The organism is Zobellia sp. OII3, assembly GCF_002211465.1.
Classification (GTDB): Bacteria; Bacteroidota; Bacteroidia; order Flavobacteriales; family Flavobacteriaceae; genus Zobellia; species Zobellia galactanivorans.
Window position 1 is genome coordinate 1 of record NZ_MWRZ01000021.1, and the last position, 12,933, is coordinate 12,933.

At 40.5% G+C, this 12,933-nt stretch carries 13 protein-coding genes; 7 read left to right on the forward strand and 6 right to left on the reverse strand.

The annotated features are described in order from the left end of the window. Positions 1 to 507 precede the first annotated feature (507 nt). The 6 genes from B4Q04_RS22000 to B4Q04_RS22025 form a co-directional block, all read right to left on the reverse strand. The gene (locus B4Q04_RS22000; protein ID WP_013994633.1) at positions 508 to 1,998 is read right to left on the reverse strand and encodes a M48 family metallopeptidase; all 1,491 of its coding nucleotides are present in this window, start codon (positions 1,996 to 1,998) and stop codon (positions 508 to 510) included. Positions 1,999 to 2,009: 11 nt separating this feature from the next. Then, on the reverse strand, positions 2,010 to 3,290 hold the full coding sequence (locus B4Q04_RS22890) for a DUF6882 domain-containing protein (protein WP_201723436.1): 1,281 nt from the start codon (positions 3,288 to 3,290) through the stop codon (positions 2,010 to 2,012). An 11-nt stretch (positions 3,291 to 3,301) separates the two neighbouring features. Next, positions 3,302 to 3,955: a hypothetical protein gene (locus B4Q04_RS22010; protein ID WP_088698136.1), complete on the reverse strand. Its 654-nt coding sequence runs from the start codon at positions 3,953 to 3,955 to the stop codon at positions 3,302 to 3,304. Between the two features lie 57 nt (positions 3,956 to 4,012). After that, the gene (locus tag B4Q04_RS22015) at positions 4,013 to 4,423 is read right to left on the reverse strand and encodes a hypothetical protein (protein WP_088698137.1); all 411 of its coding nucleotides are present in this window, start codon (positions 4,421 to 4,423) and stop codon (positions 4,013 to 4,015) included. A 107-nt stretch (positions 4,424 to 4,530) separates the two neighbouring features. Further along, a complete protein-coding gene (locus B4Q04_RS22020) occupies positions 4,531 to 5,268 on the reverse strand; it encodes a LytR/AlgR family response regulator transcription factor (RefSeq protein ID WP_088698138.1) in 738 nt (245 codons plus the stop codon). Then, complete coding sequence (locus tag B4Q04_RS22025) at positions 5,261 to 7,117, reverse strand: tetratricopeptide repeat protein (protein WP_088698139.1); 1,857 nt, start codon at positions 7,115 to 7,117, stop codon at positions 5,261 to 5,263. The genes B4Q04_RS22020 and B4Q04_RS22025 overlap by 8 nt, the downstream gene beginning before the upstream one ends. A 400-nt stretch (positions 7,118 to 7,517) precedes the next feature. Here B4Q04_RS22025 and B4Q04_RS22030 point away from each other — a divergent pair, with 400 nt between their 5' ends. The 7 genes from B4Q04_RS22030 (at position 7,518) to B4Q04_RS22060 (ending at position 12,700) form a co-directional block, all read left to right on the forward strand. Beyond that, the gene (locus tag B4Q04_RS22030; RefSeq protein ID WP_123772421.1) at positions 7,518 to 8,099 is read left to right on the forward strand and encodes a hypothetical protein; all 582 of its coding nucleotides are present in this window, start codon (positions 7,518 to 7,520) and stop codon (positions 8,097 to 8,099) included. Positions 8,100 to 8,317: 218 nt separating this feature from the next. After that, positions 8,318 to 8,935, forward strand: coding sequence for a hypothetical protein (locus tag B4Q04_RS22035; protein ID WP_088698141.1), 618 nt, complete (start codon positions 8,318 to 8,320; stop codon positions 8,933 to 8,935). Positions 8,936 to 8,971: 36 nt separating this feature from the next. Further along, positions 8,972 to 9,634, forward strand: a complete 663-nt coding sequence (locus B4Q04_RS22040) for a DUF2625 domain-containing protein (protein ID WP_088698142.1) — start codon at positions 8,972 to 8,974, stop codon at positions 9,632 to 9,634. 54 nt (positions 9,635 to 9,688) lie between these two features. After that, positions 9,689 to 10,228, forward strand: a complete 540-nt coding sequence (locus tag B4Q04_RS22045; RefSeq protein ID WP_088698143.1) for a hypothetical protein — start codon at positions 9,689 to 9,691, stop codon at positions 10,226 to 10,228. Positions 10,229 to 10,466: 238 nt separating this feature from the next. Beyond that, on the forward strand, positions 10,467 to 11,045 hold the full coding sequence (locus B4Q04_RS22050; RefSeq protein WP_013994623.1) for a hypothetical protein: 579 nt from the start codon (positions 10,467 to 10,469) through the stop codon (positions 11,043 to 11,045). 325 nt (positions 11,046 to 11,370) lie between these two features. Continuing rightward, positions 11,371 to 11,817 (forward strand): hypothetical protein, encoded by a 447-nt coding sequence (locus B4Q04_RS22055; RefSeq protein WP_088698144.1) that lies wholly within the window; start codon positions 11,371 to 11,373, stop codon positions 11,815 to 11,817. Positions 11,818 to 12,175: 358 nt separating this feature from the next. After that, positions 12,176 to 12,700 carry a hypothetical protein gene (locus B4Q04_RS22060; protein WP_088698145.1) on the forward strand — a complete coding sequence of 175 codons (525 nt, stop codon included), beginning with the start codon at positions 12,176 to 12,178 and terminating at the stop codon, positions 12,698 to 12,700. The last annotated feature ends 233 nt before the right edge of the window (positions 12,701 to 12,933 follow it).

Consider the following 12,933-nt stretch of genomic DNA (forward strand, 5'->3'; position numbering starts at 1 on the left):
CCTCTTTCAACCGCCTGTAGAAATTGTTCTTGGGGATTCGCTCGCTCAACTGGAAATGGGCGAACAGTTTTTCTTGATACTCCTTTTTTCCCTGCATACCTAAAATTAACGACCCAACGTTAAGATCGCCTTTAGCCTATGTGTTTTTTTCGTTAACTTGTGCAACAGGCACACAACCTATAAACAATACGGGCTTTCAGTTTAATCCAAAGATTTACGTATTTTTATAAAACCACTGGACCTTAAGATTTGATCTTAGTATAGAAAAAAGCAAAACAAAGATGTTGCCATGTGCATATCAGCCCAGCACGGGGCATACTTTCCCACTACACCTAGCCTGAGCCCAACCGCTAGCCTAAAACGAAAAAGGTGAGGTAACAAAGCAAGAGCAGTACCTAAAAGGCCAACTGGTGCAATAAGGGCCCAACAAAGCTCCTATAAAAAACAAAAAAAGGACGCACTATCGTGCGTCCCTTTGTATAATCGCCCGTAAGAAACGTATAAGGCTTAGACGCCTTGGGCATCGCTAATTACACGGTCTATAAAATCGGTATTGATACGTAAGAGCCTTGCCAGATTGTATAGCACATGTACTTCGCTGTCGTCTATCTGTCCGTCGGCGTACGATATAATGGATAGGTCCCTAAGAATGTTCAACTTTTGCATCACCGAGAGTACCAGGTCCAAATCGTTCGATAGCTGTTGTACTTCCTCAATCATCTCGTCTTGGGTAAGCCCTTTGATCGTCATCATACAATTGGCAAAGACGTTAGGCAGTACAATACTACTCAATGCCTGGATCTCGGAGTCGTCGACAACACCATCGGCATTCGATATTAAATAGCCCCCTAAGAACATAAAACGCTGAATTTTCTCTGAACACTCATTATTTTCCTCTAAGCTCTCGGGCTCCATTAACGACATAATACGTTTAATTTCAAGCTCCATGCCCTCTTTGCTGGTCTCTCCCCTAACCTTGTCGTTAAAGGAAGCATAGGTTTCACTCTTATTAAAAAGTTCCAAGGCCTTGATCCGCAGAGGGCTGAAAGGGTGGCTGCTGTACCAGTCCGAAGGGTCGTGGTTGGCATCGTTCAAGGCTTCTTCCAAATCTACAAATTGCTCTATATAAGCGTTTAGTTGAAAGTCCAATGAATCGGTAGTCACCCCTGAGGATAGCTTAAAGAAGGTACGACCGGCGGTTTCAAAATCTTGGCAGCAAAGCAATCCGACCCTATCCGCGCTTATTTCGGCATTTCTATGCCAGGCGTACAATTTCATGGCATGTATCGGTGCTAGATCATTCTCGCCAACATCTAAAATTTGGCGCACAGGATAATCAAAATGTTCAAAGAGTACATGGCCGATTTCGTGACCGACCACAAAGGTCAATTCTTCCTTTGAAAAACGCTCTAAAAGTCCTGAAGACAAAATAATATACAATCGGTTATCGTCAGGAGGGTAGCAAGAGGCATTGAATATATCGCTTTGGTAGACGAAAAATTCAATTTCGGCTTTCAGTTTTAGCACTTGTTTGCAATGCTCCCCGATCTCATGGAGCATTGGGGCCAAGGTCTTGGTCAACCTTAAGCTCGATTTCAATAAGTGTTTTCTTGATTTGAACCTACCATTGGTGGCACTGATCCTTTCCAAAATGTCTTGTATGAGTTCGTTTTTCTGAAACTCGACGACATAATCCCTATCGCCATCATAGACCAAATGGTTCAAGTCTATATTGGCCCTTTTGTCGCTATAAATATCCGGTACTTTTTCCGCTTCCACCTTTTCGTTTAAGGCGTTGATCTCTTCGATACGTTTGGTATAATCATCGGCCAATTTTGTGGCCGTATTTTGAAAAGAAACACTTACTTCCTGTATTTTTTGAAAATCGCCCGATGCCTGTGCCGCGTTTAAATTGGCCATCATCTCTTCTTGGGCCGCATTAAGGGCATCTTCATGTTCTTTTTGTAAATCGGCCAATGTGGTTGATGTATATGACATAATTTTTGTTTTTAAGCTTGAACCGCTGTTTTCGAATTTGAAATTTTCATTAGTTTTCCTTTTAGGTCAAAAATTCCTAAAATCTGATCCTTACCCTTTTTGGCCAAAATGTTATTGCCGCAATTTTCTACTTGATACCCTTTCGCCATCAGGTAATACTGTAGGCAGTACTTATGGGGAAACTGGTAGCTTGCCGTCAGGTTGGTGAAATGGGAACAAATCAATGCTGGTTCATTTCTTGCCATGCCGTCCACTTCCTTGGATCGTACGGTGACGTACACTTTTAATCCTTTAAAGGTTAAGGGCACATAACAAGTGTCTCCAAAAACACCCAAGGCTATAACGGAATAATACGCGCCGGGATCGGTTGCCGTTTGCAGTTTCGGGGATGTCAGGTCCTGTAATTGATGGCTTGTTCCCAAGTTCCTCATTGCCAAGGATGTTTGAAGGAAGGTCTCGGGAATACCGCTTTGGTTGTTGGCCCAGGCCCATAACCAGCTTTTTTCGTTCTCTGAATAGGTTCCGATAACCTGAATGTCAAAAACCTTGTCATCACCATAGGTCAGTTTACCTTCAAGCATGTCGCAGCTCCAGTCCAAGCCTTCTACGATCCTGGCAAAAATCTCCTGCTTTTCACAGGCCAATGCGAAAGATCGGTCGTACAGTTCCGCCATGGAAACTTGGGGAAGTGGGCTTGCTTGTTCCTGTTGGTTTTGCGATGCTTCGGTTGCCTCGGCACTTGCAAGGGCTTCGGCAGCAGGGGTTGCCGTAACGGGGGCTTCGGGTGCAGTTGCCTGAGTTGTAGGAGTTGCCGCAACAGGGGCCTGGGGTGCCGGTTCTTCCGCTGCAGGAGCCTTATCCGTAGTGGTTTCGGCAAATTCCTCCAATTTGTTCTCCAACAACTCGATAATACGGTTCGCCTTGTCTTCGATATTATCGGCATTGATAACCGGACTGTGGTTAATTTTCAGCACGCCGTCTTCGAAGGTAATGGCCTTCCCTAAGCTATGCTCGTTGTTTTCATTTACGATGACGACATTTTTTAATCCCGCCCGTAAAAGCTCGGTCCCCATTTCATCGACACAAATGGCTTTGAACGCTTCGATCAAGGGCTGAAAATATATTTTGGGGAAGGTGTGGTGGTAGATGTGCGAAAAGCGGTTTTCCATTAAGGTGTCCCACTTGATATCCATAGGCACTGCGTAACCTGCCACCTCGTTTATTTCCGCTTCCAAGGCAGGATAATGTTCGGTTTGAAAAGCTTTGATGATTCTTTTTTCCTTAAGTCCCATATCTCTGTTTTTTATAGTTGTTGTAATAATTTCTCTTCTAAAATTTTGGATAGTTCTTTGGGCAAGGCCCTGTCGATCCCCAATGAAATGGTCAGTGTCGTCCCTTGAATAGCGATATTCAATGCATCTGCCTGTTGCAAAACAATGGTATCGATGGCCTGCCAAGCGTCTTGACCCAGGTCGTCCTTGGTGATTTGCGACACGGCCTTTTGTAGGGCGCTGAAAACGTCTTTAATATTTAACCGGTTGTTTGCTGCATCCAAAGGAAGCAGGTCTATATTGAATTCCTTGATCTGATTTCCCAACTGTAACTTTTCGGCCTGCAACCAACGTTTCAGTTGTAATATGGTAAGCGTTTGGTTTGCTGGATCCATCGGCCTGCTGATAGCTCCTTTAGACAGGGCCACGGCCATTTTCTTAGGCTGTCTTACCGTGATGGACACCAAGTGCTGCACATTGAAAAACCATACCTGTTCTTCGGACGATAGCATGCAGACCGATTTTTGATAATTCTCTTCCTTAATGTCCAGCACAATGCCCTCTATGTAGCTACCGTTGGAAAGGGAAACACTTATTAAAACAGGGGTTTCATTTTTATAAGCGCTTTGCAAAACCTGCTCGGGCGTTTGCGCCACAAAGGCGTTGTAGTAGGGTGTATTTGTCATAATAAGAAGTGTTGTGAATGATTAGTCAATACATTAGGATACTCTAACAGGAAAGGGTTAAAGATTGCTTTCCAATAGATCGGTCAACACTTCTATTCTATTTTCTACCTGGTCAGCGTTGATTATCGGGCTGTGGTCGACCGTTAAGACCCCATCGACAAACGAATAGGCATTTTTAGGGTTGTGATGATCCTTGGTGTTGGTAATACGTATTTCCTTTAAACTTTCGGCAAGGGCTTCCTTCCCCATCTCGTCTGCCGTGATGGCTTTGAAAGCTTCAATAAGGGGTATGAAGTATATTTTGGGGTAGGAATCGTTATAAAGATGTAAAAAGCGATTTTCGAATAAGGTTTCCCACTCAATATTCAAGGCTACGTCAAAACCTGCTGCGGCCATGATCTGCGCCTTTAATTCGGGAAATTGTTCTTCTTGAAATGTTTTTGTAAATCGGTTTTCCTTTAATCCCATGATCTTTTGTTTTAAGGGTTATTTGTTTATTTGCCTCAAAACTAGGGTGCGAAAATGGAGATTTTAAAACCGTTTTACATTTGCTATTTTCCGTTTTGTATTTGCGCCTATAGGCTATCCAAAACCTGTTTTAAATACGATTTTTTTCGTGTGGCCACCGGTATTTCCTCGTCGTTCGTGAGCCAAACGGAATTATTGCCACTGATCGTTTTTATATACTTGATATTTACCAAATGGGATTGATGTACCCTAACAAAGGTATGTTCGCTTAAAATATTCTCGTAATACTTTAAGTTACGGGCACTCATGATTTTTTTGTCTACGGTATGAAAGACGGTGTAAGCACCATCGGACTGGCAGCGTACAATATCTTTGATCTGAAGAAAATATTGGGCGTCGGCAGTTTTGATCAACAAGGTTTTCTGAACTTCCCTTTCGTTGATTTTAGCAACCTTGTCCAAGGCATTTTTATACACCCGGTCTTTTTCATAGGCCACCCTGAACCGATCTAAACAGGCGGATAGTTCATCGGAATCTATAGGCTTCAATATATAATCTATGGTATCGAACTTGATCGCCTTTATGGCGAATTCGTCGTAGGCGGTTATAAAGATAATTTTGAAGGCGATACTGTCCAAGGCTTCCAAAATTTGAAAGGCATTCCCGTCAATAAGCTCTATATCGAGAAAAACCAGGTCTGGCGTCCGCTTTTTCAAAAAGGCTATGGCTTCTTGAACATTGTCTATTTTGGCCACGACCTCAATGTCTTTTTGGGTATATCGAATAAGTTTGTCGAGTGTGTTCAGGGCATTAAATTCATCCTCAACTATAATGGCCTTAATCATTGATTTTCAATTTAAAAAACACTTTTGTTCCTGCAGGGTTGTTGTCCGTATCGAATAGGTCTTCGATAACGAAGGTTTTTTCCTCTCCCTTTTTCCTCATTTTTAAACGCTCTAAAAATACACTTGTTGCGTGCAGCTCTTCCGTTATTTTTTCGTCTTTCGCCTTTGCCGACCTTCCCACGCCGTTATCGGATATTACAAAGGACAGCTCTTTTCCGTTTTTCTCTATTTTGAGCAGAAGCTCCCCGCCTTCCTTTTTTCCTTTTAAACCGTACTCGATGGCGTTTTCAATAAAGGGCTGTAACAGCATTGGGGGCAGCTTTATGCTAGAGGTATCGTCGAAACCATCAAGTTCTATTGAATATGTAAAGACATTGTTAAAACGTAATTGTTGGGTTTCTATATAATTGGTAACCATCTCAATTTCCTTGTCCAACGTAATCCATTCCTTTCGTACATAATCGAAATTTTGACGGATCAACTTCGAAAATTTGGCAATGTGGTTCGATGATTTTATGGGGTTTCCATCCAAGATTATATTTTGAATGGCGGCAAGGGTGTTGAAAATAAAATGCGGGTTCATTTGTACGCGCAGTAAACGCTGTTCTAATTTGGAAGCCCTATTCGCAGCCCGCAATTTGGTGTTATAGATAGAAAAGGCCGCAATGATAAGCAAGAATATAAAGAGGATGACCGTACTGATCAAAAGCCAGGTGTTTCTTCGGTTAATTTCCTTCTGGTGTTGGATTTCGGTCTCTTTTCGTTTGACTTCATAATTGACGTTGGCAAAATTTAAAAGCCGGTCCTTTTCCAGGTTGTTTACGTTGAGCTGTAAACTATCCCTAACGGCTTGGTGGTTCAGCGCTTTGGTATAATCTCCCGACATAATGGATATGGCAATGAGCTTATCCCTTACATCTATTTCCTCCTTCATATCCTTCTTAGAGCTGTAAATAGCCAGTGCCCTGTTGAAGTTGGCCTCTGCAGAGTCGTTTTGGGCCTTTAATAAAAATAGGTTGCCCAAACCTTTATAGGGAGCGGCATTTATCGCCTTTATGTTTTTGTTCAAGGTAACGGCTCCCCTTAAAAACTTCTCGGCACTCTCGTATTCCTCCGCCTGCATATAAGTATAGCCTATGTTATTGAGCACACTGACCAAGGTTTTGGGATCTCTTTTCCTTTGGCTCAAGGCCATGGCTTCAGAGTAACTGGCCAGGGCTTTGTTGTAGTCCTTTAATTTCAAATAAACACTCGCCTTATTGTTTTTTATTGAAATTATCGATGTGGTGTCCGCTTCTGTGGAATATAGACTGTCGGTCAATTGTATATAGGATAAGGCCTCGTGGTAATCCTTTAACCTAAAATGAAGTTTGAACAATTGGTTGTATGCTTTTCCCTCTATGCGCTTGTCTTTGATTGACTGCCCCATTTCCAAGGCTTGCAAGGCATATTTTTGCGAGGTTTCTATATCTCCCATATGAAGGGCGGCCCCACTTAGGGTTATCAGGGAACGGGCCTCGTTGTACCTATCCTTTAATTCAACAAATAATTTATGACTTTGTTGTTGTGTATTAAAGGCTTCCAAGTATTTATCGTTCAAGTATAGGGCCTCTCCCTTATTGAATAACAATAGGGCCTGTTCCTTGTCGTTCAGGTCCTTGCTGTTTTGTAATAGGCTATCTAGCTCGGAAAGCGATTTTTCAGGTTGTGTCAGCCTTGTACTGTCTAACACCGATAGCCTTTTCTCTATACTGGGGCGAATGGTATCTTGTTTCTTACAGGCCGTAAACCCTAGCAAGAGTGAAATGGCAAATCCTAAGCGCCAAAGGCTTTTGTTCTTTAAAATCATGTAAGCAAAACGCAATGTTCTTTGAATAGGCTAAAGTAAGAAATCGGCAATGTTTAAATAAGGGAATTTGCCTTGTTTTTCTTGTCTACGGAGCAATTTTGAAGCAGTATTTTACAAAAATCAATGCAGTAGGAGAATCAAAAAACCTTTTAAGCACCTATAAGTACCTACTGGTAAAACCTTAGCAAAAAGGTTGTTTGTACCAAGTACTTCCCGGAACGGAAACATCAGGATCAATACGGGTATAGGGAGGGTGTTTACGACATGAAGGCTTTAAAGTGCTTCAATTGTCAGTTGTGCATTTCATCGGGGACTTCCCTGCCTCCCCTTTTTAAATTAATGGCTCCGCCATGCAACTATTCATACACAAAACCGTTGTAAGGCCATAAAACGAATAAAAATGAGATGGATTATCCTGGTTATGTTCTTCCCCATAAGTCTAATGTCTCAAACCGTAGACCGAAGTATAGCGAATTCGGTCTGTGAGACCCTATCTAGCCTAAATTTTTCAGAAGACCCTGATACGCTGCACGATAGCTTGATTACCTCCCTAAAGGCCGAGTACAAAAACCATCGTCCAGCATTTATCGACCAGATTTTAGCTTATGAAAAAGATTCGTTGATTTCCCAGATGCAAGCTGCCCAAGTGATCGGAGAAAAAACAATCGTGCATTTAATGGACAACTGTATTCCTTTTCAACGCATCACCATGTTTGAATCTCAAGCTGTTCCCGAAATTTCCCAAACGGCAAAAAAGCTTGGAAAAAAATTTACGGCCCTTTTGTTGCGTAAAGCCGAGTCCCAAGATATAGACAATGACCTTATCGATGCCACCCGACTTGAAATTAGGGAGGAATACGCGGGGCTTATTGCCAAGAAATACGGAGACAGCCATTCAAAAGTGTTCATGAAGGAATTTGACGCCTACATAATGACCGAGTCCCTCCCCTATATGAAATGGGCCGCAAGTAATTTCAACTAAAACGGCGTATAGGAACAGCTTTGCTGAAAAGCCCCCGTTTCCACCCAAATATTGAGACCTCCGTACAATAATTCACTTGTACAAGTGTTGTAAGCAAGGTAGAAAACGCAAAATAAACCCTAATAAATCAAATCGTAAACTATCCTATTTTTCCAAAAGCTACGCCTATACTAGGGAGAGCATCGTTACGTATCGAATTATCGGCATGAATTAAAGAAATGATAGAAAATCGTCCCATCCCTTCAGAACTGCAATCCCAATTGGATGGGGAAAGTATTTGCTTTTTTGTAAAAGCCGATAAGGAAAAAACAACAAGAGATCTATGGAGGGTTATACGTGGAGGCTTATTTTGGATCGTAGTAGTTGGGGGTATATTCACTTCAATGGTATATGAATTAGTATTGGGCCAACCGACAAACCTAAATATCGGACACAACAATTTGACCGTTAGTCCAGACGACCTGTCTCCCTTATATGGCTTTTTTACTTTTGGGGCCATTTTTATGTTACCCGGACTCGTATTCGTTTTGCTCGGAATGTATGGTTTTTCTAAAGAAGGCGGGTATTTTCTAGGAACCCCACGCAGGTTATTAAGATGCAATAGTTGGAAGGAATACTCTGCCCACCACTGGTCCGATTTTTTGAGCGAAACCAATATTTTCTATACGAATAGCAAAGGGAACCTGATATTGACCCTAAAAGAAAAGCTTACTACAAAAAAAGGGAAGAAAAAGGGAAATAAATCTGTAAAAATGGCGGAAATCGATTATGCGAGAGAGATCAATAAATTCTGTTTGGAAAAAATAAGCCATGCCAACAAAAGCTTTAAGCAATAACAAAAACCCTTGGGATATCAGCACTAAAACCAAAAAATGAAACCATTAGCCGAATTACTAAATAAAGACGAACCAGGTTGGGAATTGGTTTCTGAGTGGATCAAAGATGCCACCAATAAAGTCGTGATCCTACCGAAGGATGAAGAAAATGCCAAATTGGCTTTATACCATAGTCAAGTTACAACGCGTTCCCCATTGGGAGCGATTATTTATGAAACGGGCGGTATAGTAATTGACGGTGGATGGATCCGAATTCTCGGTTCAGGGGATGGAAAAACGAGCAGAACCATATCGGATTGGAACATAGGCAAATCCATAACCGAATTCGGAGAACAAGCCCCATTTTTCCTTGTCGCCGATGACGTTATCGGAGGCTTCTTTGCCATTAACGGAGGGGAATTCGGGCAAGACCTTGGCCAAATGTATTATTTCGCACCTGATTGCCTTGAATGGGAAGCTATGGACATGGGCTATTCCGACTTTATATGGTGGACACTAAGGGGAGATTTAGAGCAATTTTATAAAGGCTTAAGGTGGAAGAATTGGAGGGAGGAAATCGAAAGCTTGGAAACCGATAAGGGAATGGGCTTCTTTCCCTTTTTGTGGACCGAATACGATAGCATAAACGATTTAAGCCGAAAACCTATTCCGATGCACGAGATTTGGGACCTTCAACACAGTTTCAAAAAAGAACTATAAGCGTCTGCATCCTATAAACACATATAACATCACCAAACTTTAAAAACAGATCATATGATTCATCAAGAAACCGCAAAAAAAATGTTGGCCAAAAAGTTTTTCAAGCAAGTAACAGGAGCCGGAAAAGGACTTTTGGGACTGATTGACCCTTCTTACAAACGGTATATCGCTTCCAGTCAACACAAAGTTGTTCCCCAAAAACTATTGAAATACTATGCGCCCACTAGCGAAGGAACTTCCGAAGGATTTGGTGAATATGGCGTATTTGCGTGTATACTGAACGAACAAGGCGAACAGGAATTAGAAGCCATAGAAGCCAGTCTCAACGAAAAAGGTCTACTTGACGATATTAGTAACATCAGGTATGAAAGCCAATCTGTTAGCGGATGCTGTCTGGTTGACGGTTTCAATAGTGGGGAAATCGAAGAAGGAGAACTTCTTATTAGACAACATTCGACCGACAATGTTTACGTATATGTCTTAACGAACGATAAGCAAGGGAAAATACAGAGCCTGAACACAGCCGTATCGTGCATACACCCGAAATACGGGCGAACAGTGTATTCCTTGAACAAGGTTCAAACGAACACCTAGCAACTCGGGACGACCGGCGCAAAAGCCAGTAGCCCGCCACAGAACGATCCAAAAAAGCCTCTTTACGGGCTTTTTTTTTGCCCTGACAGAAGCATTAGGTACTTCGATGGAAGCCCTAAAACCACTGAAGTCCACTTTTTTTTAGATCAAGGTATATGAGATTTACTACCTTAGTCTATATAAGCAGCATAGCATCAACACCTGTATTCTATTGTTCGTCATAAGCTGAAAAATAATATTGAAAGCGAAACAAACATATTTAAAAGGAAAATCTGTTTTTAAAGTATCTCTAATCGTAATTGGAGTTACTATTTTAACGGTTTATCTGACAGGAGAAAATTATCATCGGACTTTGACTGAGAATTTTTATCTGTCATTGGGAATAATTTCTACCACTCTTTTTTTGTTTATGGCATATGGACTTTATCAAGGCGTTGGTCTTTTAGATAACTTTCCTAAAATTGAAAATTATAAGGCTAAGACCCCAATATTTAATTCTGGAAATATGCCACCTACTCCTGATATATCTGTCGGAGATGGAATCGGCGGACTATTACTATCAATACTTTTATGGATTGGAATAACAATAATTCTAGCAGTACTTTTAGTGCTATTCGAAGCTGTATTATGGCTTTCGATTTTCATAATCTTGGCGATGCTATACTGGGTATTCTTTCGTGCTTTAAAATTCGTTTTTAATAAATCCGCAGACACAAAAGGAGATTTGGGAATATCTGCATTATATGCGCTTGGATATACTTCTCTTTATGTCGGCTGGATTTTTGGATTGGTATTTATTGTGGATGCACTAGGCTGAAAAGCCTGTGGCCAACAAAAGTAAGCCTTGCACAAGCCCATAATTATGAAAACAATGCCCCCTACAACCGCTTTTTAAGGCGGTTTGGTCTTTGAAGCAGCCACAGGGAAGGACAAAAGGTTTTTAGGGCAAAGACCGACCAATATACTGTTCACCGCCCCCTACGGAGCCCCTGTTAAAAACTTTCTTAAAAGCCTTACGTAAATCCGTAAGGCCGATGTGCGTAAAGGTGGTACATTAGAGGGGTTAAAAAGAGGGATATAGATTTGCGGGTGCTATAAAAAGGATAGCACCATTAACTATATTCCGTTGTTCGCAAATATTTATGATTACTGAACACGAAGCCTACAAACGGATTAATGAAATTGGAGGAATAGCAGAAGAGCGTAATGAAAAAACATATGCTTGGTTCAGAACTATTATAACAATTTCAGTTGGACTAATGGGAATTTTAATATCATTTAAATCCGACGACACAACATCTTCTTTGAAATCTTTGTTTTTTGTAATCACCATATCTTCACTTGGACTTGGTATCCTTTTCTCATTAATCTTCTTATTAGCCGAAGTGAACGTTTTAAATCGGACAATGAAGAATCGGACGAAATATTTATTCTCACGACTGGACGGTAAAGACAAATTAGAAATCGAAAAAATCTTACCCGCAACATTTTATAGACTCGCTTATACATTATCTTTTATTTTTTACATTGTTGCCTTGTTTAGTTTAATCGGTTATGGAATTGTGGACGAAATAAAAAACATTTGCTAATAACACGGGTAACCCTTACACAACTCGTCATCAGGAATGAATTGATAGTTTTTGAATTATCTAAAATAATTAAAACACATTATATCAGTTAGTTATATTTAAAAAAAAAAAAAAAAACCTAACAAGTACGTATTGATGGAATTCATGGTTGCGCAACAAGTACACCGTATATAAAAAATAGCGGTTTTATCGCTTAAATGAAATAATAGTGATAAATTAAACCGTAACCTCCGCATATTGTACCGGATTGGCAGGATAAAAGACGGAATGTTCCGCATATAAACAAGTTGGCAACAATTTTAAAGCAACCAAAGTGGGAAATTTCATCTATACTATAATGAACTTTAATAGATAAAAAATGAAAGGTAAATTCTATTTTTTAGTATTGTTAATTATAATGAACTTCTCATTTTCATGCGAAAAAGATGATTTAGAACATAAAAACGAATTTGAAATTAGCCGTAACGTTTGGTTAGATTTTAAAGAATCAGCGAACAATTCCTATAAATACAAAGCTGTAGGTGGGTCTTTCAATGGCTCTGCATGGGAAACCACCTTAACCGTATCAGATGGAAAATTAATTGAAAGGCATTTTAGATATACAAGTACCGAAGGATTATCGGAAAATATTCCAGAGGAAAACTTGGAATGGACCGAAAATGATACTGAAATAGGAACTCATGTATTTGCGGGTGCAGAAGCGTTGACATTAAATGAAGTATATGAAAAAGCGGAAAAAGAATGGTTAATACAACGAGAGAACTCAAAAACATACTTCGAAGCTGAAAACAATGGATTAATCTCTACCTGTGGCTTTGTAGAAGATGGTTGTCAGGACGATTGTTTTGTGGGAATAACGATTAGTAGTATTGAAATCTTATAGTGTGAAGTTATATAATAAATCGAATCATATCGGTTAATACGCGGAAAAACTGTTGCCAACAATAGTAACCGTTGCACAACCCCATAATCATTAAAATAACGACTCACATAACCGCTTTTTAAGGCGGTTTTATCTTTTAGACCACTGGCCAACCTATATTTTTTGGGTAGCCTACAAGTGAACTTTCAAGTGCTTGGGACCAGTTTTTTGCGATGCGCGGCAAAACAAAGCTT